Annotated in this window: 31 protein-coding genes and 1 tRNA gene; 21 read left to right on the forward strand and 11 right to left on the reverse strand. The window is 68.0% G+C overall.

What is annotated here, in order from left to right:
- A partial coding sequence (locus tag BN976_RS13120) for a DUF222 domain-containing protein (RefSeq protein ID WP_122973969.1) occupies positions 1-294 on the reverse strand: 294 nt, incomplete at its 3' end.
- A gap of 251 nt (positions 295-545) precedes the next feature.
- The gene (locus BN976_RS13125; protein ID WP_234935355.1) at positions 546-1016 is read right to left on the reverse strand and encodes a MarR family winged helix-turn-helix transcriptional regulator; all 471 of its coding nucleotides are present in this window, start codon (positions 1014-1016) and stop codon (positions 546-548) included.
- A gap of 72 nt (positions 1017-1088) precedes the next feature.
- On the opposite strand from BN976_RS13125, the gene BN976_RS13130 reads away from it, so the two are divergent.
- Positions 1089-2081 (forward strand): NAD-dependent epimerase/dehydratase family protein, encoded by a 993-nt coding sequence (locus BN976_RS13130; RefSeq protein WP_011782059.1) that lies wholly within the window; start codon positions 1089-1091, stop codon positions 2079-2081.
- 1 nt (position 2082) lies between these two features.
- Here BN976_RS13130 and BN976_RS13135 read toward each other — a convergent pair whose 3' ends face one another.
- Positions 2083-4374: an ATP-dependent DNA ligase gene (locus BN976_RS13135; protein ID WP_011782060.1), complete on the reverse strand. Its 2292-nt coding sequence runs from the start codon at positions 4372-4374 to the stop codon at positions 2083-2085.
- Positions 4375-4415: 41 nt separating this feature from the next.
- On the opposite strand from BN976_RS13135, the gene BN976_RS13140 reads away from it, so the two are divergent.
- The 11 genes from BN976_RS13140 (at position 4416) to BN976_RS13190 (ending at position 13817) form a co-directional block, all read left to right on the forward strand.
- Positions 4416-5345, forward strand: coding sequence for a carbohydrate kinase family protein (locus BN976_RS13140; protein WP_011782061.1), 930 nt, complete (start codon positions 4416-4418; stop codon positions 5343-5345).
- Positions 5345-6265, forward strand: a complete 921-nt coding sequence (gene ku, locus BN976_RS13145; RefSeq protein ID WP_011782062.1) for a non-homologous end joining protein Ku — start codon at positions 5345-5347, stop codon at positions 6263-6265. Before BN976_RS13140 ends, ku begins: the two co-directional genes overlap by 1 nt.
- 1292 nt (positions 6266-7557) lie before the next feature.
- Positions 7558-7926, forward strand: coding sequence for a heme-binding protein (locus BN976_RS13150; RefSeq protein ID WP_370501449.1), 369 nt, complete (start codon positions 7558-7560; stop codon positions 7924-7926).
- Between the two features lie 148 nt (positions 7927-8074).
- On the forward strand, positions 8075-8866 hold the full coding sequence (locus BN976_RS13155) for an SDR family oxidoreductase (RefSeq protein WP_036371442.1): 792 nt from the start codon (positions 8075-8077) through the stop codon (positions 8864-8866).
- Between the two features lie 11 nt (positions 8867-8877).
- Positions 8878-9954, forward strand: a complete 1077-nt coding sequence (locus BN976_RS13160; RefSeq protein ID WP_011782067.1) for an NAD(P)H-dependent amine dehydrogenase family protein — start codon at positions 8878-8880, stop codon at positions 9952-9954.
- A gap of 24 nt (positions 9955-9978) precedes the next feature.
- Positions 9979-10227, forward strand: coding sequence for a hypothetical protein (locus BN976_RS13165; RefSeq protein WP_011782068.1), 249 nt, complete (start codon positions 9979-9981; stop codon positions 10225-10227).
- Positions 10228-10239: 12 nt separating this feature from the next.
- Positions 10240-10479 (forward strand): hypothetical protein, encoded by a 240-nt coding sequence (locus BN976_RS13170; RefSeq protein ID WP_011782069.1) that lies wholly within the window; start codon positions 10240-10242, stop codon positions 10477-10479.
- A 30-nt stretch (positions 10480-10509) separates the two neighbouring features.
- Positions 10510-11586, forward strand: coding sequence for a poly-gamma-glutamate hydrolase family protein (locus BN976_RS13175; RefSeq protein WP_036371158.1), 1077 nt, complete (start codon positions 10510-10512; stop codon positions 11584-11586).
- 121 nt (positions 11587-11707) lie between these two features.
- The gene (locus tag BN976_RS13180; protein WP_036371443.1) at positions 11708-12517 is read left to right on the forward strand and encodes a DUF1365 domain-containing protein; all 810 of its coding nucleotides are present in this window, start codon (positions 11708-11710) and stop codon (positions 12515-12517) included.
- Positions 12514-13104 carry a sigma-70 family RNA polymerase sigma factor gene (locus BN976_RS13185; protein ID WP_011782072.1) on the forward strand — a complete coding sequence of 197 codons (591 nt, stop codon included), beginning with the start codon at positions 12514-12516 and terminating at the stop codon, positions 13102-13104. Before BN976_RS13180 ends, BN976_RS13185 begins: the two co-directional genes overlap by 4 nt.
- Positions 13101-13817, forward strand: coding sequence for an anti-sigma factor (locus BN976_RS13190; protein ID WP_011782073.1), 717 nt, complete (start codon positions 13101-13103; stop codon positions 13815-13817). The genes BN976_RS13185 and BN976_RS13190 overlap by 4 nt, the downstream gene beginning before the upstream one ends.
- Here BN976_RS13190 and BN976_RS13195 read toward each other — a convergent pair.
- Positions 13814-14911 carry a glutamate--cysteine ligase 2 gene (locus BN976_RS13195; protein ID WP_011782074.1) on the reverse strand — a complete coding sequence of 366 codons (1098 nt, stop codon included), beginning with the start codon at positions 14909-14911 and terminating at the stop codon, positions 13814-13816. The two genes, BN976_RS13190 and BN976_RS13195, sit on opposite strands and share 4 nt — an antisense overlap.
- 138 nt (positions 14912-15049) lie before the next feature.
- Here BN976_RS13195 and BN976_RS13200 point away from each other — a divergent pair, with 138 nt between their 5' ends.
- Positions 15050-15874 (forward strand): LLM class F420-dependent oxidoreductase, encoded by an 825-nt coding sequence (locus tag BN976_RS13200; protein ID WP_036371446.1) that lies wholly within the window; start codon positions 15050-15052, stop codon positions 15872-15874.
- A 22-nt stretch (positions 15875-15896) separates the two neighbouring features.
- Here the strand turns inward: BN976_RS13200 and BN976_RS13205 are convergent, their stop codons facing one another.
- From BN976_RS13205 to BN976_RS13215, 3 genes are read right to left on the reverse strand one after another with little or no spacing between them, the layout of a single operon-like run.
- Positions 15897-16166, reverse strand: coding sequence for a cytochrome C oxidase subunit IV family protein (locus BN976_RS13205; RefSeq protein WP_036371161.1), 270 nt, complete (start codon positions 16164-16166; stop codon positions 15897-15899).
- Positions 16167-16748, reverse strand: a complete 582-nt coding sequence (locus BN976_RS13210; RefSeq protein WP_036371163.1) for a cytochrome c oxidase subunit 3 — start codon at positions 16746-16748, stop codon at positions 16167-16169.
- Entirely contained in the window at positions 16745-17425 is a 681-nt protein-coding gene (locus tag BN976_RS13215; protein WP_036371447.1) for a hypothetical protein, read from the reverse strand. Before BN976_RS13215 ends, BN976_RS13210 begins: the two co-directional genes overlap by 4 nt.
- A gap of 151 nt (positions 17426-17576) precedes the next feature.
- Here BN976_RS13215 and BN976_RS13220 point away from each other — a divergent pair.
- Positions 17577-17649: transfer RNA gene (locus BN976_RS13220), tRNA-Arg, on the forward strand.
- Positions 17650-17741: 92 nt separating this feature from the next.
- Here the strand turns inward: BN976_RS13220 and BN976_RS13225 are convergent.
- Positions 17742-18194: a carboxymuconolactone decarboxylase family protein gene (locus BN976_RS13225; protein WP_199558937.1), complete on the reverse strand. Its 453-nt coding sequence runs from the start codon at positions 18192-18194 to the stop codon at positions 17742-17744.
- Entirely contained in the window at positions 18191-18601 is a 411-nt protein-coding gene (locus tag BN976_RS13230; protein ID WP_220096297.1) for a MerR family transcriptional regulator, read from the reverse strand. Before BN976_RS13230 ends, BN976_RS13225 begins: the two co-directional genes overlap by 4 nt.
- 249 nt (positions 18602-18850) lie before the next feature.
- Between BN976_RS13230 and BN976_RS13235 the strand changes: the two genes are divergently transcribed.
- Both BN976_RS13235 and BN976_RS13240 read left to right on the forward strand, forming a co-directional pair.
- Entirely contained in the window at positions 18851-19099 is a 249-nt protein-coding gene (locus tag BN976_RS13235) for a hypothetical protein (protein WP_036371450.1), read from the forward strand.
- A gap of 49 nt (positions 19100-19148) precedes the next feature.
- Positions 19149-19511 (forward strand): heme-binding protein, encoded by a 363-nt coding sequence (locus BN976_RS13240; protein ID WP_011782081.1) that lies wholly within the window; start codon positions 19149-19151, stop codon positions 19509-19511.
- Between the two features lie 7 nt (positions 19512-19518).
- Here BN976_RS13240 and BN976_RS13245 read toward each other — a convergent pair whose 3' ends face one another.
- Together BN976_RS13245 and BN976_RS13250 are read right to left on the reverse strand one after the other, a co-directional pair.
- A complete protein-coding gene (locus BN976_RS13245) occupies positions 19519-19884 on the reverse strand; it encodes an aldo/keto reductase (protein ID WP_084182296.1) in 366 nt (121 codons plus the stop codon).
- A gap of 101 nt (positions 19885-19985) precedes the next feature.
- Entirely contained in the window at positions 19986-20672 is a 687-nt protein-coding gene (locus BN976_RS13250) for a GAF and ANTAR domain-containing protein (protein ID WP_036371166.1), read from the reverse strand.
- A 190-nt stretch (positions 20673-20862) separates the two neighbouring features.
- Here BN976_RS13250 and BN976_RS13255 point away from each other — a divergent pair, with 190 nt between their 5' ends.
- From BN976_RS13255 to BN976_RS13275, 5 genes are all read left to right on the forward strand, one after another.
- The gene (locus BN976_RS13255) at positions 20863-22080 is read left to right on the forward strand and encodes an acetyl-CoA acetyltransferase (RefSeq protein WP_011782083.1); all 1218 of its coding nucleotides are present in this window, start codon (positions 20863-20865) and stop codon (positions 22078-22080) included.
- Positions 22077-23690: a carotenoid oxygenase family protein gene (locus tag BN976_RS13260; RefSeq protein ID WP_011782084.1), complete on the forward strand. Its 1614-nt coding sequence runs from the start codon at positions 22077-22079 to the stop codon at positions 23688-23690. Before BN976_RS13255 ends, BN976_RS13260 begins: the two co-directional genes overlap by 4 nt.
- 30 nt (positions 23691-23720) lie before the next feature.
- Positions 23721-24578 carry a winged helix-turn-helix transcriptional regulator gene (locus tag BN976_RS13265; RefSeq protein WP_036371453.1) on the forward strand — a complete coding sequence of 286 codons (858 nt, stop codon included), beginning with the start codon at positions 23721-23723 and terminating at the stop codon, positions 24576-24578.
- Positions 24579-24606: 28 nt separating this feature from the next.
- Positions 24607-25158, forward strand: a complete 552-nt coding sequence (locus BN976_RS13270; protein WP_036371454.1) for an isochorismatase family protein — start codon at positions 24607-24609, stop codon at positions 25156-25158.
- Between the two features lie 101 nt (positions 25159-25259).
- Positions 25260-25709, forward strand: coding sequence for an Hsp20/alpha crystallin family protein (locus BN976_RS13275; RefSeq protein ID WP_011782087.1), 450 nt, complete (start codon positions 25260-25262; stop codon positions 25707-25709).
- Position 25710: the final 1 nt, after the last annotated feature.

Genomic DNA, 25710 nt, shown 5'->3' on the forward strand with positions numbered 1-25710 from the left:
CTCGGTGAGCCGGCGATGCGCCTCGCTGGTCGAGATCCGCCAGCGGACTGCCAGGACTTCTTTCCAGGATTTGGCGCCCATCTGGGGCGGTGTCGCCTCGGCCTGCAGCCGGGCCAGCAGGCGGTGACTGACCGACGGCAGCCGACACCCCAGGGTTTCGAGCTCATCAAGGGCCGCAACGAGATCGGGCCGAGTCAGCAGGTCGACATCACACGCCGCCATGTCGTCGAACGCAGTGCGCAGCGCGGTGACCGCGGCCTGTACGTCGCTTCCCGACATAGCTCGAACATACATTCGACCACCGACAAATCCGCGAGCCGCGCGTCGAACTGGTGGACACGGCAGACCAACAGTGACAATCACGAAAAGCGGCGGGAAATGATGCAGCCCGGTCCGCGTCGCTGACGCGTTTCTTCCGCGTCTATCGCAGTGATCCCAGGCGACTGGAGAAGGTGCAGTATTCGGAATGCCGGCATTCCGGGTGGTTTGAACTCCCTGGACCGCTGCGGTGCACTGGTCGCCTGAGCTGACGAATCTCCACTCTGCTATGCCGGCGAGTCCAGGGATTCGGCGATCCGATCGAGCAGTCGGGTCAGCTGGCGTTGCTCCTCGGCCGTCAGGCAGCTGAAGATCTCCCCCGCGACGACGACGTAGTCGCGGAGCCAGTTTCGCGCCTGCGTCTCCCCTTCGGGCGTGGTCGTCAGGCGTATCGCGCGGCGGTCGTTGTCGTCGACGCCACGGGCGACGAGCCCGTCGCGAACAAGTGCCTCCACCAGCGTCGACGCAGTACCCTGGCTGATCCCTACCTCCCGGGCCAGATCCGCGAGCCGGACCGGCTGCATCCGGGCAACTTCGGCGAGCAGTTTGGATCTCGGAGTCGAGACGCCGTGCTCCCCCAGGCGGTCGTCGAAGGCCCGCACAACCGATTTTCCTGCGCGTCCGAACGCATCGGCCAGGCGCCCCGCGCGCTGCGCCGATGCACCTGACGCAGCGCGTCCACCCATCGCCTCTTTCACGTTGACGAAATACTATCAGCGTTCTTATAGTTTGATATCAAATGATTTGATGCAGAATGAACGGAGAAGCAGATGCAACTTTTCGTCACGGGTGGCAGTGGATTCGTCGGGCAGCACCTGATCAGGCGACTGGTCGGTGCGGGCCACGAGGTGCGTGCGCTCGCCCGCACGGACAGCGCCGCCGGCCTCGTCGGCCGGGTCGGCGCTGAGCCAGTTCTCGGTGACCTGTCGGATCTGGTCAACAGTGATCCACCACCGCTGTGGGCCTCGGCACTGCGCGGCGTCGATGCCGTCGTGCACGGCGCCGCCTACATGGCGTTCTGGGGTCCCGATGACGTCTTCCGCCGGGCCAACCTCGAGCCCAGCGTCGCCCTCCACCAGGTCGCCGCGTCGTCTGGAGTGACAAGGTTCGTCTTGATCAGCGCCGCCAGCGTGGCCACCGGTACCCAGCGCGCGCCGGTCGTCGACGAGCGCACCGATGAAGGACGGCCGAATATCGCCTACAGCCGCGTCAAGCTCGCCACCGAGCGCATCCTGCTCAACGCGGTCACGCCGACGATGACGACGGTGGCCCTTCGACCGCCGTTCATTTGGGGTGCGGGCATGTCCACCCTGGCCGACTTCGTCGCCGCGGTGGAAGCCGGCCGGTTCAGCTGGATCGACAACGGCAAGCACACGGTCGACTTCGTCCACGTCGACAACCTCGCCAAGGCCGTCGGCCTCGCACTGACCCGTGGCCGTGCCGGTCGCGCGTACTACATCACCGACGGCGCGCCCATGCCGACCCGCGATTTCTTCACGCCGCTACTGGCCACCCAAGGTGTCGACGTGAGCGCGGCCCGCAGTGTGCCGTTCGCGTTGGCGGCCCCCCTCGGAGCGCTCCTTGAAGCAGGGGCACGCCTGTTGCGCCGGCCTGAACCACCGATGCTGACGAATTGGATCACCACGTTCATGGGCCGTGACCGCAGCTACGACATCACCGCTGCAAGAAGCGAACTCGACTACACTCCGTCCGTCAACCTGGCCGACGGACTCGCGGAGATGGCGGACTCCCTCTCGCGCTGAACTACTCCCAGACCACCTCGTCGGGCGTCTTGTCCGTGCGCAGTCCGCGCCAGCTCGGCTGCCGCAACCGGTTGTCCGAGGTGCGTTCGCTGTAGCGCACCTCTCCCACCAGTTCGGGCCGCACGAAGGTCACGCCTTTTGCGTCCTGCTTGGGAAGCTCTGTGGCGAAGGGTGATTCATCGGTGTGCAGCGGTGCCAGCGTCTCCTTCAACGACGCCAGCTCCTTCTCGGTGAAGCCCGTGCCGACGCGGCCGACGAACTGCAGGCCGCCGGCCACACCGCCGGCGGGGATGCCGAGCATCAACGCGCCGATCCCGCTGGTGCGTCCACCCTCGCCTTGCCGCCAGCCGCCGATCACCACCTCCTGCGTGTTCCACAGCTTGTCCTTGATCCACGACGACGACCGCCTGCCCGGCTGGTAGGTGGAGTCCCGCTTCTTGGCGACCACACCCTCCCAGCCCCTCTTGCGCGCGGTCTCCAGCGCCTCCGCCCCGGTGTCGGCGCCGATCAACGGGGGCACGATCAGTCCACCCCCGTCGGCCAGCGCTTCCAACACCCGGCGGCGGTCGGTGTACTTGGCCCGCAGCAGCGATCGGCCGTCGAGAAACAGAATGTCGAACGCCCAGAACTCGACCCGGGTCGAGCGGGCCCGGTTCTGCATCTCCCGGAAACTCGGCACCCCCGACTCGTCGAGCGCCACCGCCTCCCCGTCGAGGATCACGTGGTGGTCGGCGAGGTCGGCGGCCAGCGCCTGCAACTGCGGGTACTCGGCGGTGACGTCGCGGCCGTTGCGCGAGCGCAGTGCCAACCTGCCGTGATCGGCCTCGACCAGCAAGCGGTATCCGTCCCACTTGCCCTCAAAAGCCCACTGCCCCTTGGTGAGCCGCTGCACAGAGCCGTGGGTCGTCAGCATCGGCGCCAGATCCGCCGCGGTGGGCCGTTGCTGGTCCTTCATCCGGTGCGCAAGCCAGTTCTTGCCGTCGGTCTGGATCAGCGCGTACCGGCCGTCGATCTTCTCGCCGTGCAGCGTCACGATGACCTCGCCGCCGCGATCCGGGCCGTCGGGCGGGTTGTCCCTGAACTTCTCGGTCTCGTAGGTGCCGGTGTCCCAGATGTAGACCTCGCCGCCGCCGTACTCGCCCCTGGGGATCTCACCCGCGAAGGTCAGGTACTCCATCGGGTGGTCCTCGGTGTGCACGGCGAGGTGGTTCACCGACGGTGTGTCGGGCAGGTTCTTGGGCACTGCCCAACTGACCAGCACGCCGTCGCGTTCCAGCCGGAAGTCGTAGTGCAGGCGGCGGGCATGGTGTTCCTGGATGACGAACTTGTCGTTGTTCCCGGTCGTCGGCGCGTCGCCCGGAATCGGCTCAGGCGTCTTGGCGGTGTCGCGCATGCTGCGGTACCGGGTGAGCCGGTCCGGCACCGGAACCGGCGGATCGAGCCCGGCGAGCAGATCACCGTCGCGGTCCAGCCGGTCGAGAACCTCGTCGAACGTCAGCTGTCTCAGGTCGGGGTCGGAGATCTCCTCCCAGGTGCGCGGCGCGGCGACCGTCGGATGTTCGCGCCCCCGAAGCGAATACGGGGCGATGGTCGTCTTGTTGGCGTTGTTCTGGCTCCAGTCCACGAACACCTTGCCTGTCCGCAGGCTTTTCGTCATCGTCGCCGTGACCTGCATCGGCATCGCCTGCTCGAGTTGTTGCGCCACCCTCTTGGCCAACACCGACGCTCCCCGGGAACTGATCGGCTCGTCCAGCGGCACATAGAGGTGCAGGCCCTTGCTGCCGCTGGTCAACGGGAACGTCCGCAGACCGATGTCGGCGAGCAGGTCCCGGACCTCGTTGGCCACTTCGCAGAGCTGGCGGAAGGTCACCCCCTCGCCCGGATCGAGATCGAAGACGATGCGTGTCGCCGGGCCGACCGAACCGTCCACAAATCGCCACTGAGGGACGTGCACCTCCAGCGCGGCCTGCTGGGCGATCCAGGCCAGTCCCTCGACGGTGTCGATGACGGGGTAGGTGGTGGTTCCGGACTTGTGCACGATGGTGCCGCGGCCCAGCCAGTCCGGCGCCGAGGACGCCAGCTGCTTCTCGAAGAACGACTCCTCGGTGACGCCGTTGGGCCACCGCTTGCGGGTGACGGCGCGGCCGGCGATGTGGGGCAGCATCGCCGCGGCGACGTTGACGTAGTAGTCGAAAACCTCTGCTTTGGTGACGGCCCTACGTCGATCCCCCGTCGCCGGGTACAGCACCTTGTCCGGGTTGGTCAGCTTCACCCGCTCATAGCGGTCCACCACAACACGGTATTACCCGGTCCGGACGCGGTAGCGTCGAAACCGTGAGGGCACTGGTCATCGGCGAGGCGCTGATCGACATCGTCGAGCGCGACGGAGGGGTCACCGAGCACGTCGGCGGCAGCCCGTTGAACGTGGCCGTCGGCTTGGCCCGACTGGGACGCGACGTCGACTTCCTGACCCACATCGGCACCGACGCCCGCGGACAGCGCATCACCGATTTCGTCGAATCCTCAGGCGCGCAACTGGTTCCGGGTAGCCGTAGTGCGGCCAGAACGGCGACCGCCCGCGCCGTGCTGGACGCGACGGGCTCGGCGACCTATTCCTTCGACATCGACTGGCAACTCAGCGGCACCCCCGAGGTGGCGCCGCCGCTGGTGGTGCACACCGGCTCGATCGCCGCGGTGCTGGAGCCGGGGTGCCTGGCCACCACGGCCCTGGTGGACACCTATCACCTGTCGGCGACGTTCACGTTCGACCCCAATGTGCGTCCCGCGCTGATCACCGACCCGGACGCGGCCCGGTCCCGCATCGACCGCCTGCTCGAGCGGGCCGACGTGGTGAAAGCCAGCAGCGAAGACCTGCACTGGATCGATCCGACGCGTAACCCCGAGCAGGTCGCGACCGCGTGGCTGGCCCTGGGGCCGTCGATCGTGGTGGTGACGTTCGGCGCCGAAGGCTCGGTCGCGATGTGTGCGGACGGAACTGTGCGGGTACCTGCGGGGAATGTCGACGTGGTGGACACCGTGGGCGCCGGTGATGCGTTCATGACCGGCCTGATCGACGCCTTGTGGTCGATGGACCTGCTGGGCGCGGGCCGCCGTGCCCGTCTCGCCGGGATCGGAACGGATGCGCTGACCACCGCGGTGCGCGCGGCGACGTTGACCGCGGCGCTGACGGTGACGCGCCCCGGGGCGGATCTGCCCGATCGTGTCACCCGCGATGCGGCCACTGCATCGGACATACTGGGCTGATGCGGTCCATCTGGAAGGGCTCGATCGCCTTCGGCCTGGTGAACGTCCCGGTCAAGGTCTACAGCGCCACCGAGGATCACGACATCAAGTTCCACCAGGTGCACGACAAGGACAACGGCCGCATCCGTTACAAGCGGGTGTGCGAGGTGTGCGGTGAGGTCGTCGAATACCGCGACATCGCCAAGGCCTACGAATCCGACGACGGCCAGACCGTCATCATCACCGACGACGACATCTCCACGCTGCCCGAGGAACGCAGCCGGGAGATCGAGGTGCTCGAGTTCGTTCCCGCCGGCGACCTCGACCCGCTGATGTACGACCGCTCGTACTTCCTGGAGCCCGACGGGAAGTCGTCGAAGTCGTACGTGTTGCTGGCGAAGACGTTGATGGACACCGATCGGGTCGCGATCGTGAACTTCGCGCTGCGCAACAAGACCCGGCTGGCGGCGCTGCGGGTCAAGGATTTCAGCAAGCGCGACGTGATGATGATCCACACGCTGCTGTGGCCCGACGAGATCCGCGACCCCGATTTCCCGGTGCTCGACAAGAAGGTGGACGTCAAGCCCGCCGAGCTGAAGATGGCCAGCCAGGTCGTCGATTCGATGACCGACGACTTCAACCCGGACCGCTACCACGACGACTACCAGGAACAGCTGCACGAGCTGATCCAGGCGAAACTCGAAGGCGGCGAAGCGTTCACCACCGAGGAGCAGCCGCAGGAGCTCGACGAGACCGAGGACGTCTCCGATCTGCTGGCCAAGCTCGAGGCCAGTGTGAAGGCCCGCAAGGCGCAGGGCACGCAGAAAGACGAGCCTGCGGCCGAGAAACCGGCGGCCAAGAAGCCGGCGGCCAAGAAGTCTCCCGCGAAGAAGACCGCGGCGAAGAAAGCACCGGCGAAAAAGGCACCGGCGAAGAAGTAACGCCGCCCGCCGCGAGTTCGGCGGTCTCGCGCTCATACGCGAAGCGGACGGCGCAGCCGAATCCGAAAGTTCACGGGCGTGGGGCCCGCATTGCCTACGTTGCGCAACAACCCCGCGCGTGTGTTCCGGCCCCAGGCTCGCATTGGAGGACCTAAGTCCTGTGAGGATGCGCCCATAGGCCCTACGTAAAGGGCCATCGGATCGGTTTCACTGCGATCAACAGTTCCACCGCTGCTCCGCACACCTGATACCTCGATCCGTACCCGCGGACGAGGAGGCAAACGAGAGGACCAGTCCTTTGAGGTGATCCCCTTTTCGCACTAGGAGAATCCATGTATTGCGTCAGCACAGCCTTGACAGTCGCCGCACTCGCGGCCGGCGCAATCGCATTTGCAGCACCGGTCTCGTCACAGTGTCAGGGCGGCTGGACCCCGTGGGGTGGGGGGGAGTATTGCGATGGCTACATCTACGAAGACGGCAGCTACGACCATTGCGTCAGCGTCACCGTGCTCGGCTTCGGCGGAACCCAATGCAACCGCGTCTGTCCACCCGATCCCGCCAACCCCGCTGTCCCGCTTCCGTGGCAGCCCGGTGCGTTCTGCCCGTTCCGCAAATAGCAGCGAACTGACGCACCGTTTGATGTGTGCGCGAGGTTCTGGACTCCGGGTCGAACATCGCCGCTGTGACATGCCACTTCGAGCCCGGGATCGCGTGAATACCGAACCTCACGCGAGCCCACTTAGAGATGATGCCCAATGAACCCTTGGCTGCAACGCAGCGCCCTGTCGGCCGTCGTGTTGGCATTTCTGCCTCTGACGGAACTCGCCTCACCAGCGGTCGGCCGCTCCCAACCACCGCCCTGCCCGCCGGGCATGTACTGGAACTTCGCGACGCTGATCTGCGAATTTCCGCCTCCCCCAGCGGTTTACGTGGATCCCTGGTTGCCGGTCTATGTCCCCGACATCGTCGACATCGACCTCGATATCCCAGTTCCCAGACCTCCCGGGCCTCCCGGGCCTCCCGGGCCTCCGGGAGTCGGTCCTCCGGGTATCGGGGCTCCAGGACCGGGTGTCGGCCGCCCAGGGCCCGCACCGGCACCCCGACCTGGTGGCGGGCGCCGCGGTGGGCGCCGCTGATGTCGTGGAGCTGAACGTGATCCGCCAGACCGATCTCGATCCTGTGCCATGGCGGTGCCGGAACCTGAACGGCCGGAATCGTTCCTGGAGATCCCTCGACGTGAGCGACAGCCCGACGGGTCCGCCCACTCAATCGATGAATGGAGAAGAACCATGATGTCTTATTCACGACGAACTCGGCACCGTGCCATCGCCGGCGCCGTCTACATCGGCGCTCTGGCCGGTGCCGCATTCTTCGGCGGCGCCCCAGCTGCGACCGCTCAACCACCGGCTCCACCGCCCCCTGCACCACCGAATTGCTCGCCCGCGGATTGGGCGGGTGTCAGGGCCGGCGTTGCCGCAGCCACGTCGGTCTACCTGTTCACCCACCCCCCGGTGAACGACTTCTTCGCAACCCTCGAAGGCCAGTCCAGGGAGGAAATGCAACCCCAGGTACAGGAGTACCTGGATGCCAACCCACAGGTTCGAGCCGAACTTGAGGGCATCAAGCAGCCCGCAGTCGACTTCCTGAACCGCTGTAGATAGCGACGAGTCCGTCGGGCGCTTGCCGCCGCGACGGCGCCGCTTCCGTCCGGGCCGACGCCACTCTCCGATTAGAACGTGTTCCAGAAACCCCTCACATCGGCCGGTGCTCCTTGCTAGCGTGACGCGCGGCAGGCAACGGGAGGCGAATGTGATTCTGGACCGGTTCCGACTCGACGATCAGGTGGCCGTGGTGACCGGCGCGGGCCGCGGGCTCGGCGCCGCGATGGCCCTCGCGTTCGCCGAAGCAGGCGCTGACGTGCTGATTGCGGCGCGCACGCGGTCACAGCTCGAAGAGGTCGCCGAACAGATCGAAGGCACCGGGAGGCGCGCCCACATCGTCGTCGCCGACCTCGCCCACGCCGAGGACACGGCCGCCTTGGCGGCCGGCGCCGTCGAGGCCTTCGGCAGACTAGACATCGTCGTCAACAACGTCGGCGGCACCATGCCGAACGCGCTTCTCACCACGTCGACGAAGGACATGCGCGACGCGTTCGCGTTCAACGTCGCGACCGCCCACGCGCTGACCACCGCCGCAGTCCCGCTGATGCTCGAGCACTCCGGCGGCGGCAGCATCATCAACATCACCTCGACGATGGGCCGCCTGGCCGGGCGCGGGTTCGCCGCCTACGGCACCGCCAAAGCCGCGCTGGCGCACTACACCCGACTGTCGGCGCTCGATCTGGCGCCGCGGATCCGGGTGAACGCGATCGCGCCCGGCTCGATCCTGACCTCGGCACTGGAGATCGTCGCCGACAACGACGAGTTGCGCGGCCCGATGGAGAAGGCCACACCGCTGCGGCGGCTCGGCGACCCGCTCGACATCGCCGCGGCAGCGGTCTATCTGGCCTCTCCGGCGGGCAGTTATCTCACCGGCAAGACCCTCGAGGTCGACGGCGGGATCACCTTCCCGAACCTCGACCTCCCGATCCCCGACCTGTAAGGAGCCCCGCCTTGGCCATCAAAGTCGCTGCCATCGGCACCGGAAACGTCGGCAGGCACGCGCTGACGCAGCTGATCACCGACCCCCGTTTCGAGCTGACCGCGGTGTGGGTGTCGTCGGAGTCGAAGGCCGGCAAGGACGCGGCAGAGCTTGTGGGACTGGCGGATTCGACCGGTATCCGCGCCACCACCGATCTCGACGCCGTGCTGGCGACCCGGCCACAGTGCGCGGTCTACACCGCGCTGGCCGACAACCGACTTCCCGAAGCGCTCGAGGACTACCGGCGGATCCTGGCCGCAGGCGTCAACGTCGTGGGCAGCAGCGCCGTGTTCCTCCAGCACCCGTGGAAGGTGCTGCCCGACGAGCTGATCGCACCGATCGAGGACGCCGCCAAGGCGGGATCGTCGACCATATTCGTCAACGGCATCGACCCCGGGTTCGCCAACGACCTGCTGCCGATGGCTCTGGCGGGCACCTGCCAGAGCATCCAGCAGATCCGATGCATGGAGATCATCAACTACGACACCTACGACAGCGCGCCGGTGATGTTCGACGTCATGGGTTTCGGCGGCAGTCTCGACGAGACCCCGATGCTGCTGCAGCCCGGTGTCCTCAGCCTCGCCTGGGGTTCGGTGGTGCGCCAGCTGGCCGCCGGGCTCGGCATCGAACTCGACGAGGTCACCGAAACGCATCTGCGGGTGCCCGCGCCGGAGGCCTTCGACATCGCGGCCGGCCGCATCGAGAAGGGCACCACCGCTGCCATCCGCTTCGAGGTGCGCGGAATGAAGGACGGGGAGGTCGCCGTGGTGCTCGAACACGTCACCCGACTGCGCGACGATCTGTGCCCGGACTGGCCCCAGCCCGCACAGCACGGCGGCTCCTACCGGATCGAGATCACCGGTGAACCGTCCTATGCGCTCGACCTCTGCCTGAGCAGTCCGAACGGCGACCACAACCACGCCGGACTCGTCGCCACCGCGGCCCGCGTCGTCAACGCGATCCCGGCCGTAATCGACGCTGCACCGGGAATCGTCACGGCTCGGGAGTTACCTCCCATAACCGGCGAAGGTCTGTACGCTAAGCCGTAACACTTCCTGGAAGGATGCTGAAAAATGAAGGCTCGTCTGAGCACCCTCGCTGCTCTTCTCGTCGCCGGCGGTGCTTCCGTGGCCATCGCCGTGGCTCCCGCGGCCTCCGCCCAGCCGAACTGCTCCACGACTTCTGCGGGCGCCGGGGGTAGGACCGAGGTGTGCCAATCGCCGGGCAACGCCCAGATCAGCTCCACCCCCGGGCAGTACGCGATGCCGTGGTACGGCGGCGGCATGTTCCCGTGGGAGGGCTACGGCCCCTTCATCTTCTGACCGGGCTTCGACATGAAGAGCATCTCGCGATACGGCACAGGGCTTTTCGCGGCGCTCGGCGTTGCGGCCGTCCTCGCCGCACCCACCGCCGCAGCCGCTCCCGAATGCACCGACGTCGGCAAGACCGTGACGTTCTGCGAGACCAACGGAAGCACCCAGCTCACCACCACCCCACCGCCGTGGAACTACGGCGGCTGGAATGGCATCGGGGTGTGGCCGCTGGTCGGCGCCTACGGTCTGGGCCCCTGGTGACGTCGCCCCTGTAGGGGACTCGCCGACGGAATGGGTGTCAGGCACTTCTACTTCGCGTACGGGTCCAACCTGTGCGTGCAGCAGATGGCGCGTCGATGCCCCGACGCCACCGATCCCCGCCGCGCGACACTCGCCGACCACGACTGGCTGATCAACGAGCGTGGGGTCGCGACGATCGAGCCGTTCGCCGGCAGCGAGGTGCACGGCGTGGTGTGGCGGGTGTCGGACCGCGACCTGGCCACCCTGGACAGCGCCGAAGGCGTTCCCGTCCGCTACCGGCGTGACGAGCTCACGGTGCTGACCGACAACGGCCCCTCGGAAGCGTGGGTGTACATCGACCATCGGGTCGAACCAGGACCCCCGCGGCCCGGCTACCTGGAGCGCATCCTCGACGGAGCCCGCCACCACGATCTGCCCCGCCGCTGGATCCAGTTCCTCGAAAGGTGGGATCCCACCCGTTGGCCCCAGCGCCCCGATCGTGCTGATTCAGTTGCACCACAATCGCTTTCCGAGCTCGTCAGCGACCCCGCCATCGCCGAGGACGTCACGTTGCAGTCCCGGTTCGGCTTCCTGGCCATCCACGGCGGCGGCCTGGAACAGATGACCGACGTCATCGCCGAACGTGCCGCGGACGCTGCGGGTGCCTCGCTGTACGTCGTGCGCCATCCCGACCACTACCCCCACCACCTGCCGTCGGCGCACTACGACCCGGCGCAGTCGCCCGTGCTGGCGGAGTTCCTCGACCACGTCGACGTCGCGATATCGCTGCACGGTTACGGCCGGCTGGGCCGCAGCACCCACCTCCTGGCCGGCGGCCGCAACCGCGGCCTGGCCGAACACGTCGCCCGCCACGTCGTCGTCCCCGGCTACCGCGTCGTCACCGACCTGGAGTCGATCCCGAAAGAGCTGCGTGGCCTCCATCCCGACAACCCGGTGAACCGCGTACGCGGCGGTGGCGCCCAGCTGGAGCTCTCGGCACGAGTCCGCGGCATCAGTCCACGCAGCGGCCTGCCCGGCGACGACGGCCTGTCGCCGGCGACCTCCGCGCTGGTCCAGGGTTTGGTGCGCGCCGCACGCACGTGGCGGCTACCGTCCACCCAGGGCTGACCCGCGCGGTACTGCCTGTCTGACCGCCACCCATCCGGGTGTCCGCCCGCTCCGAATACAGGGTGTGAAACCCACGGACGCAGCAGACCGACCGGTGGCGCGCCGCCGAGGCGGCGACAGTGTGCGTGCGGCCATCTACCGCACCCGGATCACTCACTTGCGGCGTGCCCCCGTGCATCACTATTTCGAGCACCGTAGCTACAGCTGGTTCGTCGACCTCGACGCGCTGCCTCGGCTGCCGCGCTGGCTGCGGCCCTTCGCCGGATTCGAGGCCCGCGATCACCTGTGGGAAGCACCCCGCGACACGTTGCGCGGACGGGTGGACGCCTTCCTCGCCGGCAAGGGAATCGACCTCGGCGGCGGTACCGTCACCGCCCTGATGCAGCCCCGGGTGCTCGGACATGCGTTCAATCCGCTGACCCTGTACTGGTGCCACGACTCCAACGGTGTGCTCCGCTGCATCATCGCCGAGGCCCACAACACCCACGGCGATCGGCACGCCTATCTGCTTCCCCCGTCGACCGATCCGCCGGTGATGGTGGACAAGAAGCTCTACGCGTCACCGTTCAACGGCGTCGACGGCCACTACCTGGTGCGGGCACCGGAACCCGACGAGCGGCTCGACGTCACGGTCTCGCTGCACCGCGAGCAGCAACCGGCGTTCGTCGTGACGCTGCGCGGCTCCCGGCGCCCGGCTGGTATCCGTCAGGTCCTCGCGATGCAGATCGTCGCACCGTTGGCCCCGCTGATGAATGCCCTGAGCACGCGGGTGCAGGGCGCCCTGCTGTGGTTGCGGCGGGTTCCCGTGGTGCCTCGCGGGTCGGACGAGCGCCGAGCGCCCGTCGAAACCGTGACGCGGCTCGACGCCGGCCGGAGGTGTCCGGCCGGCCCGATCCTCACCAGGGACCCGCAGGAGACACGATCACCGTGACGGCATCGGTCCTGGTAGGAGCAGCAGCTAGGCTACCGCTCGTGACCGCCGAACTCGACGCACTTCTGCGCCAGGTGGCCCAGCGCGACGCCGAAGCGTTCGCCGCCTTCTACGACCAGACCCGCGCGCGGGTCTATGGCCTGATCACCCGGGTGTTGCGCGATCCGGGATACAGCGAGGAGACGACGCAGGACGTCTATCTGCAGGTGTGGCGCAATGCGGCCGGCTACGACCCGTCGGTCGGCTCGGCGCTGTCCTGGCTGCTGACCCTGGCGCACCGGCGCGCGGTGGACCGGGTGCGGTCCGAGCAGGCGGCGAGCACCAGGGAGTCCCGGTACGGCGCCATCTCCGTCGACCCGCCGTCCGACCACGTCGCCGACGACGTGCTCCTCGACGACGAGCGCCGCCGGGTGGCCGGCTGTCTGGACTCGCTGACCGACGTGCAGCGCGAGTGCATTCAGCTGGCTTATTACGACGGTCTGACCTATGCCCAGGTGGCCGACCGTTTGGCCGCGAACCTGGCGACAATCAAGTCAAGGATGCGCGACGGCATCCGAGCACTCCGCAAATGTTTGGGGGTGGCATGACCAGCCCACAGAATGACCTTCTCTCGCTCGCGACGCCGTACGCGCTGCACGCGCTCAGTCACGCGGAAGCCGCCGACATCGACCGGGCGCTGAACGACGCACCGCCCGGTGTCGCCGACGCGTTCCTGGCCGAGGTGCGCGCGGTGCGCGAAACCATGGCGGCGCTGGCCAGTGCCACCGCCGTCGAACCGCCCGCCCGGATGCGTGACGCGGTGCTCCGGCAGATCGCCGAAGATCCGGTCCGCACGCTGCCGGTCCGGTCTTCCTCCCGCCGCCGCGCCGCCGCGGTGCTGAGCGCCGCGGCCGCCGTCGTGATCGGGCTCGGCACCCTCGCGGTCGGGTACGCGCTGCGGCCCGCACCGACACCGTCGACCGCCGAGCAGGTGTTCGCGGCGCCGGACGTGCGGACGATTTCCGGCGAGATCCCGGGCGGCGGCACCGCGACCGTGGTGTTCTCCCGGGAACAGAACTCCGGGGTGCTGGTGATGAACAACGTGCCACCGCCGCAACCGGGCACGGTGTATCAGATGTGGCTGGTCGACGCCGACGGCTCGCACTCGGCGGGCACCATGGATGCCGAGGCGGTGGCCCCGTCGACCACCGCCGTGCTGCCCGATCTGGGATCGTCGCGGGCGCTGGCGTTCACCGTCGAACCCCCGGGCGGCTCCACCCGGCCCACCACCCCGGTCTTCGCCGAGTTGCCACTCACCTAACCGTCTTCCAGCGTCGCGGCGGCCGCCTCGGCGAGGACGTCGTCGACGTCGTGGTTGCGCCGCCAGGCCCGTCGCTGCCGTGTCGCGCCGTTGCCGAGGTCGGTCACCCGGGCCAGTCCGGCGGTGACGAGCTCGTGGTCACCGGCGGCCTCCAGCGCCGGCCGGGTCCGTTCGGTCAGGTACCCCAGCAGGTCGGACACCGGCGCCGGGACATGGTTCTCCAGGTCCACACCGTCTCCGTCGACGCCGTTGCGGGCGGCCTTCCAGTACGCGGCCTTCAACGCGTACGGCGCCAGCGGCAGGACCGGGTCACCATGCCGCTCGTCCTCCAGCGCGGTCATCACACAACCCCGGACCAGCGCGGCGAACAGCACCGTCTCATCCACCGTCGCGGGCACGTCTGCGACCCGCACCTCGACGGTCGGGAAGTTGGCCGACGGCCGCACGTCCCAATAGACCATGCCGTCGTCGCGGATCACTCCGGTGTGGGACAGCATCTGCACCGCGGCGTCGTACTCGTCGGCGGAGTCGAAGTGCGGTGGCGGGCCTGCGCTGGGCCAGCGGGCCCACAGCACGCTGCGCCAGCTGGCGTGCCCGGTGTCGGCGTTGCGGTAGATCGCCGAGTTCGCGGTGAGCGCCAACAGCAGCGGCAGCCACGGGCGCAGGCGGTTACTGACGGCGATCGCGGCGTCGCGGTCGGGAACCGCGACGTGCACATGGCAGCCGCAGATGCCCTGCTCGTGGGCGATCATCCCGTACCGCTCCCCGATGTCGCGGTAGCGCGGGGTGTCGGTGACCGGGAATTCGTGCGGCAGGGTCGGCGGCAGCCCGACGGCGAGAAGGCGGGCTCCGGCATGCTCGGCCGCCGCGGATGCGGTGCGGCGCAGATGAAGTAGTTGTTCGCGCAGGTGCGCGGTGTCGTCGACCACCGCGGTCGCGGTCTCCACCTGGCAGCTAGTCAGCTCGAGCTGCAGCTCGACATCCATGTCCGCGGCGCGCGCGGCGACCTCGCGGTTGAGCGCCACGGGAGCGCCGGACCCCGGGTGGACGAGGAGGAACTCCTCTTCGACTCCGAGCGTGGGGATGTCTGTCATGGCCGCACCGGTCGCCTCACACGAAAATTTGATCCGGCCCGTCGGATAATTCGACGACGGGCCGGATCGGGGGGAAGAAAGTCGATTGCGTTTATGCCCTTGCCCGTTCTGGTTCAAACCTCCACCTACGATCACGATGTGGCAACGGAATTTCGGTTCGGCGTCGGCGTCACCCGGGCCAGATCCCGCGCCGAGCTCGTCGACAGCGCGCGTCGCGCCGAGGACCTGGGTTTCGACGTGCTGCACGTTCCCGACCACCTGGGCGGGCCCGCGCCGTTCCCGGTGATGACGACGATCGCGATGGCGACGACGACGCTTCGGGTGGGCACGTTCGTCATCAATTCGGCCTTCTACCGGCCGGCGCTGCTGGCCCGTGACGTCGCGGCGCTGCACGACCTGAGCGAGGGGCGCTTCGAGCTCGGGCTGGGAACCGGTTACGTGAAGGAGGAGTTCGACGCCGCAGGTATCCCGTTCCCGAGCGCCCGCGAGCGCGTCGACCACCTCAAGTTGACCACCGAATACATGACCGAGCACCTCCCCGACGTCCCGATCATGATCGCCGGCAACGGCGACCGGGTGTTGCGGATCGCCGCGCGGTCGGCCGACATCATCGGGTTCACCGGCGGGGACCGGGCCGCCACCGCCGACGAGGATCCGCTGGCCGACCGGATCGCGTTCGTCCGCGATGCTGCCGGCGAACGGTTCGGCGATCTGGAACTCAATCTCGCGGTCACGGCGATGCCCGTCGACGATTCCGGGCGGCCCGACCTCACCATCCCGCGGATCTCACTGCCCGGCCTCTCCGATGAGGAACTGCTGCGGCACCCGGGGGTGCTGTCCGGATCGGTCGACGAGATCGCCGACCGGATCCGCGGATACCGCGACGTCTACGGCATCAACTATCTGATCGTGCAGATGCGTCACGCCGAGGCGTTCGGCAAGGTGATCGAGCTCCTGCAGTAGTCACAGCAGAGATCTCGGGCAGTCACAGCCAGAGATAGAGCGCCGACAGCAGCGCCCAGATGCCGACGCAGTACACCTCGAACGCGGCGCGCAGCGGGACCGGCGCGTGGCGCAGCTCCATGAAGTCCAGGCCGACCAGGCGCACCTTGACGGCGGCGATGGCGAGGACGAGGACGGCCACCAGGGACCCGGTGCCGTGTTCGGCGCCGACCGCCCAGGACAGCACCGTCGCCGCGACCAGGAACAGCCAGCTGGCGCCGGCGCGGTTCTTGAGCAGGCTCAGTACGGTCATTCAGCTCACCAGGTACAGCAGCGCGAACAGGAAGATCCACAGCAGGTCGACGAGGTGCCAGAAGCAGGCGCCCCCTTCGACCAGCGCGGTGCGGGTGGGGCTCAGTTCGGTGCGCCGGGTCTGGGTCAGCACGAAGGACAGTGCCCCGAGTCCGAGGCAGACATGGAACAGGTGCAGCCCGGTGAGGATGAAGTAGTACAGGTAGAAGTCGTTGGCGCCGGGGCCGTGTCCCGCGGCGGCCAGCGAGATGTACTCGAACACCTTCAGCGCGATGAACGCCAGCCCACAGACGATCGCCGCGGCGACGGCGCGGGTGGCGATCGGCGCGGCGCCGACCCGCATTGCATTGAGGGCCAGCACGACCAGCAGGGAACTCGTCAGCAACACCAGCGTGTTGGTGACGCCGACGCCGACGTGCAGGGTGGTGCGCGCGGCGTCGAAAACCTCTGGCGCCGTGGCACGTTCGACCAGGAAGGTGACGAAGAAGGCGCCGAAGACCAGCATGTCGCCGAACAGGAAGACCCAGGTGCCGCTCTCGCCGGGGACCCGCTTCTCGTGGGGCGGCGCCGCGGTTGCCGTCACGCCGGCTGGGCTGCGACGCCCGCCCGGGTCCCGGCCTGCTGTTCGGCTTTGATGGATTTCAGCATCACCGCGGTGGTGGAGAACAGCCACACCACGAGCACCAGGCCGGGGATGTAGAACGCGAACACACCGTTCCACGCCAGCGGTCCGTCGTTGAAGACCACGACCACGCAGCCGGGCAGCGACAGCGTCGCCACCCACAGGTTGAGGTAGCCGTACCAACGGGGGAACGTCGGCGGGTCGGTCTTGTCCATGAACGCCGCGATGGCCAGGGTGATGTTCTGCACGATGATGGTGCCGACGATGCCGATGAACCACAGCCAGAACACGTCGTTGAGGGCCTGGGTGAGTTCGGCGGAGCGCTGCTCGGGGCGGTAGGCGGCCACCCCGAGGAAGAACTGCGGGAACAGCAGAGCGGGGACGAACACCGTGGCGGCCATCAGCTGGGTCATCGACAGCATCCCCCAGCGGCCTTCCACCCGGCGGATGCGTAGCACGATCGCGGCCAGGAACGGGAGCGCGAGCACGGCGCTGAGCAGTGCGCCGGACACCCCGAACCGGATCCAGAGCTTGTGGTCGACGAAGAACGCGGCGATCTCGTCGGCCGGGGCGGCCGGGGACAGCGGCGGGAAGAGTTGGGCGACACCGGAGAAGCTGGCCCCGTACAGAAGGATCATGATGCTGCCGGACCAAGCGCCGATGCGTTGCAGTGTCAGCTCCACGGTGGGCACGCTACCGGCGACTTCAGCATGTTTTGTCATTTTTGCCACAACCGGATTGCGGCGTTGTGAGCGCGCTGCGGCGGGAGGGTAAGCTCCCACCGGCAATGCCCCCGTAGCTCAGGGGATAGAGCACGGCTCTCCTAAAGCCGGTGTCGCAGGTTCGAATCCTGCCGGGGGCACTCGTGACGGTATTGCGTCGGTTGACGCGTGGCATTTCGGCTTCGGTTGGTGCCCGACAGTATTTCGGCTGATGCTTGACAGTTGCCTCGCGTTACTGCCCGGAGGCCACCGGCAGCAGGTCCCGCTCGGCGAAGACGCGCTTGGCGACGAAGATCGCGTTGAGCGCTTTCGGGAAGCCGCAGTACACGGCGGCATGGATGATCGCCTCGACGATTTCAGAAGTCGTCAGACCCACGTTCAGGGAAGCGTTGATGTGAACGTCGAGTTGAGGCTCGCATCCCCCCAGCGCGGTGAGCATCCCGAGGGTGACGAGCTGGCGTTGGGCAGGCGTCAATCCCGGTCTGGCATACACATCGCCGAAACCGTAGGCCACGATGTGGTGGGCGAGTGCGGGAGCGATGTCGGCCAGCGCTTCGACCACCCTCTGGCCACCTTCGCCGTCGACCCGGGCCAGCATCTCGGCTCCGCGTTCGTAGCGCGCCCGCTCGACCTCTTCGGTCAGCATGGTTTCTGGGGTGGATCCTGTTGCGGGGGCGTCGTTCACGTCTGGTCTCCTTGTCGGCCGGTGATGAGCTGTTCGTAGTGCGCGATCTTGTCGGTGAGTGCGGCGAGGTGGCCTTGTTGGACAGCGATCGCCGCCTCGACGTGCCGTCGGTGCTCGTCGAGAAGCTGTCGCCGCTGTTCGAGCGTGGCGGCCCCGTCTGCGCGTAGCCGCGCGAACTGCTGCATCTGGGTGATGGGCATCCCTGTCTGACGCAACCGGACAAGGAACGCGAACCAGTCCAAGTCGCTGGCCGCGTATTGTCGTCGACCCGAGGTGCTGCGCTCGACGGACTCGATCAAGCCCGCACGTTCGTAATAGCGCAACGTGTGCCGCGACAGACCCGTGCGCTGCGCCGCTTCGGCGATCGAGACGCCGTGGGACTCCAGACAATCCGGATTGCTACTCACGATCACCACCGTAGGAGTTAGAGCGCGCTCGAAGTCAAACTCCTGGCTGCGGTTATCGCCGACCAGGCCAAGGGCGTGAATCTCCGTGGCGGGTACATGCCGACTCCGCCCATTTCCCCCGTTCTGGGGGATGTCGGCCCCTGACGTGACCGGCAGATTTAACACCAGTGCAAGCCGGGCCAGCTTGTGAAGGACGCGTGTCCCGAACATCCGGCCCGCCAAACGTTGGTGATCCGGTCGGGGGTAGTGATGCGCAAGTCGTACTACGCAATTCCGTTTCTGGCGGCCGGAGCCGTGGCCACCGCGTTGACGTCCGCCACGCTGGCCGGCGCCGCCCCGGCCCTGTCCGGACCGTTCCCCACCGAGTACCCGTGGTGCGAGCTGGACATGTTCTGCTACGACGACGACCTCGATATCGCCCTCAACCCGCAGCGGGACAGGCGCGACGTGGAATACGGCGGCGGATCCGCCTTTGGCGGCGATGATGATGACAACTGATCGCCGCACCGTCCCTGACATGTTGACTCGACCACGTAGAGGAGTGGGTATGTCCGTTCTCGTCCGATCCGCAGGTGCAGTGATGATCGCCGGCGCGGCGTTGCTCGGCTCCAGTGCGCTCGCCGCGTCGCAGCCACCCCCGCCCCCGGCCCCGAACTGCTCGATCGCGGACCAGGCCGGCATCCTGTCCGGCGTCTCGGCCTCGCTGTCGGCCTACATGTTCACCCACCCGGAGGTGAACTGGTTCTTCACCAGCCTGCGCGGTCTGCCGCCGGACGAGCGGCGCGCCAAGGTCCAGGCCTACATGGACAGCAGTCCCCAGGTGACGGCCGAACTGCGGGGCATCCGGCAGCCGATGACGGACTTCCGCGCCCGCTGCGGGCTGCCGCCGGCCAACATGCCGGACGCCTGACCGGAATTCACCCCTCTGAGTCCAGGGCTGCCATGTGCGTGGCCGGGTAGCGGTCGCCGAGGATGCCCGACGCGGGCATCGCCGCCTCGATACGTGCGACCTGACCCTCGGTCAGCTCGGCGTCGGCCGCGCCGAGTGACTCCGCCAACCGCTGCCGGGTGCGTGCACCCACCAGCGGCACGACATCGGTTCCACGGGCGGCCACCCAGGCGGTGGCGGCCTGCGCGACGGTGAGTCCGAGGTCATCGGCAACGGCGCGCAGCTCCTCCACCAAGGCGAGATTGCGATCGAGGTTGTCGCCGACGCAACGCGGGCTACCGGTTCGCGAATCATCTTTTCTCGCAGCATTTTTCGCATAGTGCCCGCTGATCAGTCCCCGCGACTGACACCTCTACCGCGCCCGGTGCCCGCTGGTGGTCATCGGCCCCGAGGTCGTTCGCGGTTGAGGCCACCGAGCCGGTGGCGTCCCGCGATTCACGTGCCCCTGGTCTCGATGACCTTGGCCGCGACCTCGACGAGCTTGGTGTTGCTGTCCTGCGACAGCCGGCGCAGCATCTCGAACGCCGTGACGTCGTCGACGTCGTAGCGCTCCATGATGATGCCCTTGGCCTGACCGATGCGGTCCCGCGTCGACAGTGCCGACTGCAGCTGTTCGTTCTCCCGGCTGGCCATGATCGCGGCGGCCGCATGCGCAGCGAACACGGCGCCGATCGTCTCGGCGTCGGCGTCGAACGCATTCGGTTTCAGGGCGAACAGGTTCAGCGCGCCCGCGGTCCGCGCGCTCGTGTAGAGCTTGAACGACAGACCGCTGAGCACTCCCAGTTCGGCGGCCGCGGCCGAATACAGCGGCCAGCGCTGCTCGGTGCGGAAATCGTCGGTGCGTACGATCAGGCTGTCGAGCGCGGCCTCCAGGCACGGCCCCTGCCGGTACTTCATCTGCAGTTCGTCGAGCCGGTGCGGAAGCTCCGACGTGCCCGCCACCGATTCGAAACGGCCCTGCGCACCGACGAACAGCACGCCCGCCGCGTCGACGCCGGGGATCAGATCCATGACTTCCCTGGTGACGTCGGACAGCACATCCTCGACGCGGCGAGGGGACGCCACGGTTCTGGCGAGCTCGGCCATCCGCTGGGCCAACGCGTGGCTCGACGTTTCGGTCATGGGGACAGACTTCCCATCTCGCCCGCCGCATACACGGCATCGGGGTTTGCGCTGGGAATGTGTGGGCAATGCAGGGCCGCAGACAGTGGCGGCGGTCGACCGTCGCCCCTGTCGAGGTCTCGTCGGTTCAGACTGCGTGCCGGCGAGGCCGCCCTTCCAGTCACTCCGTTAGTTGTAGTACGGTACCGTTGTGAGTTCGACGGGTGTGTGGATTCTGGGCGGCTACCAGAGCGACTTCGCACGTAACTACGACCGCGAGGGACTGGACTTCGCCGGTCTGACCGCCGAGGTCGTCGAGGCGACGCTGGAAGCGTCCGGCGTCGACGCGGCCGACATCGGCGTGGTCCACGTCGCCAATGCCTTCGGCGGGCTGTTCGCCCGGCAGGGCCACCTCGGCGCCATGCCCGCCACGGTCAACGACGGGCTGTGGGGCACGCCGGCGGTGCGCCACGAAGCCGCGTGCGCGTCGGGCAGCGTCGCGGCGCTGGCGGCGATCGCCGACCTGCGCTCAGGGGCATACACCAGCGCTCTCGTGGTCGGCGTGGAGCTGGAGAAGACAGTTCCCGGCGACGAGGCCACCTCGATACTCGGGTCGGCGGCGTGGACCGGTCACGAAGGCCAGCAGGCAAAGTACATGTGGCCCTACATGTTCGAGACCGTCGCCGCGGAGTATGACCGCCGCTACGGGCTGGACGAGAGCCACCTGCACGCCATCGCATCACTGAACTTCGCCAACGCCAAGACCAACCCACGCGCTCAGACCCGCACCTGGGCCGTGCCCGAGCGGGTGAGCGCCGATGACACCCAGAACCCCGTCATCGAGGGCAGGTTGCGCCGGCTGGACTGCAGCCAGCTCACCGACGGCGGCGCCGGCGTGGTCCTGGTCAGCGACGACTGGCTGCGCGATCACCCGACCGCGCGTCCGCTGGGCCGCATCGACGGCTGGGGACACCGCACCGTCGGCCTGGGTCTGCAGCAGAAGCTGGACCACTCCGCCGGCGATCCGTACGTGTTCCCCCACGTCCGGGCGGCCGTGCTCGACGCCTTCGGCCGCGCCGAGGTCACCCTCGACGACGTCGACGGCTTCGAGGTCCACGACTGCTTCACCCCGAGTGAGTATCTGGCCATCGACCACATCGGCCTGACGGCCCCGGGCGAGTCGTGGAAGGCGATCGAGCACGGCGAGATCGCGCTCGGCGGCACGCTCCCGATCAACCCCAGCGGCGGCCTGATCGGCGGCGGCCACCCGGTCGGCGCCTCCGGGGTCAGGATGCTGCTCGACGCGGCCCGGCAGGTCAGCGACACCGCGGGCGACTACCAGGTCGACGGCGCAAAGACGTTCGGCACCTTGAACTTCGGCGGCAGCACCGCCACCACCGTCAGCTTCGTCGTCGGAAGGACACCATGAGTCTGCACAGCCACCCCGAGATCGTCGGCAAGTTCCTCTCGACGCTGCCCGAGGATGACGACCACCCCTACCGGACCGGTCCGTGGCGGCCGCAGACCACCGAATGGGACGACGACGACCTCAAGGTCGTCGAGGGCCGGATCCCGGACGACCTCGACGGCGTGTACCTGCGCAACACCGAGAACCCGCTGCACCCGGCGCTGAAGTACTACCACCCGTTCGACGGCGACGGCATGCTGCACATCGTCGGATTCCGTGACGGGAAAGCGTTCTACCGCAACAGGTTCGTCCGGACCGACGCGTTCGCCGAAGAGAACGAAGCGGGCGGTCCGCTGTGGCCCGGCATCGCCGAGCCCCTCGAGTTGGCCCGCCGCGACTACGGGTGGGGTGCGCGCACCCTGATGAAGGACGCGTCCTCCACCGACGTCGTGGTGCACCGTGGTGTCGCGCTGACCAGCCACTACCAGTGTGGCGATCTCTACCGCATCGACCCGCGCACCGGCGCGGCCCTCGGCAAGGAGGACTGGCACGGCACGTTCCCGTCCGACTGGGGCGTGTCCGCCCACCCGAAGATCGACGACCACACCGGTGAGCTGCTGTTCTTCAACTACAGCAAGCAGGCGCCCTACATGCGCTACGGCGTGGTCAGCCCGGCCGGCGAGGTGGTGCACAACGTCGATGTCCCGCTGCCGGGGCCGCGGCTGCCGCACGACATGGCGTTCACCGAGAACTACGTGATACTCAACGACTTTCCGCTGTTCTGGGACACCGGACTGCTCGAACACAACATTCACTTCCCGCGTTTCCACCGGGACATGCCGTCGCGGTTCGCCGTGGTCCCCCGCCGCGGCGACACCTCGCAGATCAAGTGGTTCGAGACCGCTCCCACCTACGTGCTGCACTTCCCCAACGCCTACGAGGACGGCGACGAGATCGTGCTGGACGGGTTCTTCCAGGGCGATCCCGAGCCCACCGACGGAGTCGACAACGGGATGAGCGGCAAATGGCGGCAGATCTTCCGCAGCCTGTCACTGGACGGTATGCAGACCCGGCTGCACCGGTGGCGGTTCAACCTGGTCACCGGCGAGGCCCGCGAAGAGCAGCTGTCGGACAGCATCACCGAGTTCGGCATGATCAACCCCGCGTATTCCGGGCGCCCCTACCGCTACACGTATGCGGCCACGGGCAAGCCCGGGTGGTTCCTGTTCGACGGCCTGGTCCGGCACGACCTGCACACCGGCACCGAGCAGCGCTACGGGTTCGGGGACGGTGTCTACGGCAGCGAGACCGCGATGGCACCCCGCGTGGGCAGCGCGGCCGCTGACCACATTGGCGGCTCGGCCGCCGCCCACATTGGCGGCTCGGCCGCCGCCCACATTGGCGGCTCGGCCGCCGAAGACGACGGGTACCTCGTCACCCTGACCACCGACATGGCGGCCGACGCGTCGTACTGCCTGGTGTTCGACGCGGCGCGGGTGGGTGACGGTCCGGTATGCAAACTGCAACTGCCCGAACGGATCTCCAGCGGCACACATTCGACCTGGGCGCCGGGAGCCGATCTGCCGCAATGGCGCGAGAGCGACTCGGCGGCCGGCGCGATCGGCCTGTAATTGGCCGGCACCCCCAATGCCGTCGCCCGCATGCTCAGCCTGCTCGGCGACGAGTGGACGCTGCTCATCGTGCAGCGCGCACTGCTGGGGGCCCGGCGCTACGGGGATTTTGCGGCCGCGCTGCCGGTGTCCAACACCGTGCTGTCCGGCCGGCTGCAGTCGCTGACCGCCGACGGGCTTCTGATCCGCAGTCAGTACCAGAGCAACCCGCCGCGCTCGGAGTACCTGCCGACCAGCATGGGTCGCTCCCTGTGGCCGATGCTGACGTCGATCTGGGAGTGGGAGCGCCGCTGGGTGCCCGAGCACGCCGAACCGCTGCCCCGGATGCACCACGCCACCTGCGGCAGACCGTTCCAGCCCGTGGTGACCTGCCGCGCGTGTGACGGCCCGGCGAGCGGGAAAGACGTTGCCGCACAGTGGGGCCCGAGTGGGTCGTGGGAGCGCTCCATCCCGTCGGGCACCAATCGTCGACGGTCCAGCGGCCGCCGCTCCGGTGCCGCGCTGCTGTTTCCCCAGACCATGAGCGTCGTCGGCGACCGGTGGGCGTTCGCGCTGCTGGTCGCCGCGTTCGTCGGCGTCGGCCGGTTCACCGATTTCCAGGCGCAACTGGGCGCGCCGCCCGCCACCATCGCCGACCGGTTGTCGGTGTTCACCGACGAGAACATCCTCGGCCAGAGCGGCGGCCGTTACGGGCTCACGGAGAAGGGGTTGGCCTTCTTCCCGGTGCTGGTGTGCGCGCTGGCGTGGGCGCAGCGGTGGTTCCCGTCCCCCGAGGGGCCCGCGGTGCTGCTGACCCACACCGCCTGCGACCGACGGTTCGCCCCGGTGCTGGTGTGCGATCAGTGCGGGAACCGCCTGCGCGCAGAACAGGTACTCCCGGTTTCCTGAGGGCGCGAACCGGTCCACAATGGCCGCCATGACAACTCTGGACAATCGGCCCAACTCCGCGCTGCTCGTCGTCGACGTGCAGACCGCCGTGGTCGAGGGCGCATACCGGCGCGACGAGGTGGTGGCCAACATCGCGGCCCTGGTCCGCCGGGCACGCGCGAAAGGCGTTGCGGTGGTGTGGGTGCAGCACAGCGACGCCGACCTCGTCCGGGGAAGCGACGGCTGGCAGATAGTGCCCGAAATGTCACCGGACGACGGCGAGCCGGTCATCGAGAAGCACTACGGCGACGCCTTCGAGGACACCGACCTGGAGCAGGTCTTGACCGACAGCGGAGTGGGCCGACTCGTCGTGGTGGGCGCGGAGACCGACGCCTGTGTGCGGTCCACTCTCCATGGCGCCTTCACCCGCGGCTACGACGTCGCCCTTGTCGGCGACGCCCATACCGCCGGCGACAAGACGCAGTGGGGCGCCCCTCCGGTCGAGGCGGTCATCGCCCACACCAACCTGTACTGGTCGTATCAGGCCGCGCCCGGGCGCACCGCGGCGGTGGCGACCGCCGCCGAAATCGACCTCGAATAGGTCTGGCACTCTCACAGCTCGAGTGCTAATCTCGCGGGTGCACAGTGATTTGGCTGCCCGCCGGGGTGGCGGGCTCTGAGTGACATAGGAGGTGGATTGCTGTGCTCCGCTTTGATCCGTTCAGTGACCTTGACGCCTTGACCCGGGGCTTGCTGACCAGCCAGACCGGATCAAGTCGCAGCCCTCGGTTCATGCCGATGGACCTCTGCAAGATCGACGACCACTACGTGTTGACCGCCGACCTTCCCGGCGTGGATCCCGGTTCGGTCGACGTCAACGTCGACAACGGCACGCTCACCATCTCGGCCCACCGCACCGCACGGTCGGAAGAATCGACTCAGTGGCTGGCCAACGAGCGGTTCTTCGGCAGCTACCGCAGACAGCTGTCGCTCGGCGATGGCGTTGACACCGCGGCGATTTCGGCGACCTACGAGAACGGCGTGCTGACCGTGACGATTCCCGTCGCCGAGAAGGCCAAACCGCGCAAGATCGAGATCAGCCACACCGGCAACCAGAAGTCCATCCAGCCGACCACGGTCGAAGCCGGGTAAC

The sequence above is a fragment of the Mycolicibacterium austroafricanum genome (genome assembly GCF_000612725.1).
GTDB lineage: Bacteria > Actinomycetota > Actinomycetes > Mycobacteriales > Mycobacteriaceae > Mycobacterium > Mycobacterium austroafricanum.

Bases quoted from the DNA above. Each gene is read 5' to 3' on its own strand.
- BN976_RS13235 (WP_036371450.1), top strand. From the start codon at position 18,851: ATGCGCAAGTCGTACTACGCAATTCCGTTTCTGGCGGCCGGAGCCGTG.
- ku (WP_011782062.1), top strand. From the start codon at position 5,345: ATGCGGTCCATCTGGAAGGGCTCGATCGCCTTCGGCCTGGTGAACGTC.
- BN976_RS13265 (WP_036371453.1), top strand. From the start codon at position 23,721: ATGCTCAGCCTGCTCGGCGACGAGTGGACGCTGCTCATCGTGCAGCGC.
- BN976_RS13190 (WP_011782073.1), top strand. From the start codon at position 13,101: ATGACCAGCCCACAGAATGACCTTCTCTCGCTCGCGACGCCGTACGCG.
- BN976_RS13205 (WP_036371161.1), bottom strand. From the start codon at position 16,166: ATGACCGTACTGAGCCTGCTCAAGAACCGCGCCGGCGCCAGCTGGCTG.
- BN976_RS13215 (WP_036371447.1), bottom strand. From the start codon at position 17,425: ATGATCCTTCTGTACGGGGCCAGCTTCTCCGGTGTCGCCCAACTCTTC.
- BN976_RS13170 (WP_011782069.1), top strand. From the start codon at position 10,240: ATGAAGAGCATCTCGCGATACGGCACAGGGCTTTTCGCGGCGCTCGGC.
- BN976_RS13250 (WP_036371166.1), bottom strand. From the start codon at position 20,672: ATGACCGAAACGTCGAGCCACGCGTTGGCCCAGCGGATGGCCGAGCTC.
- BN976_RS13130 (WP_011782059.1), top strand. From the start codon at position 1,089: ATGCAACTTTTCGTCACGGGTGGCAGTGGATTCGTCGGGCAGCACCTG.
- BN976_RS13240 (WP_011782081.1), top strand. From the start codon at position 19,149: ATGTCCGTTCTCGTCCGATCCGCAGGTGCAGTGATGATCGCCGGCGCG.
- BN976_RS13150 (WP_370501449.1), top strand. From the start codon at position 7,558: ATGTCTTATTCACGACGAACTCGGCACCGTGCCATCGCCGGCGCCGTC.
- BN976_RS13165 (WP_011782068.1), top strand. From the start codon at position 9,979: ATGAAGGCTCGTCTGAGCACCCTCGCTGCTCTTCTCGTCGCCGGCGGT.
- BN976_RS13260 (WP_011782084.1), top strand. From the start codon at position 22,077: ATGAGTCTGCACAGCCACCCCGAGATCGTCGGCAAGTTCCTCTCGACG.
- BN976_RS13195 (WP_011782074.1), bottom strand. From the start codon at position 14,911: ATGACAGACATCCCCACGCTCGGAGTCGAAGAGGAGTTCCTCCTCGTC.
- BN976_RS13270 (WP_036371454.1), top strand. From the start codon at position 24,607: ATGACAACTCTGGACAATCGGCCCAACTCCGCGCTGCTCGTCGTCGAC.
- BN976_RS13175 (WP_036371158.1), top strand. From the start codon at position 10,510: ATGGGTGTCAGGCACTTCTACTTCGCGTACGGGTCCAACCTGTGCGTG.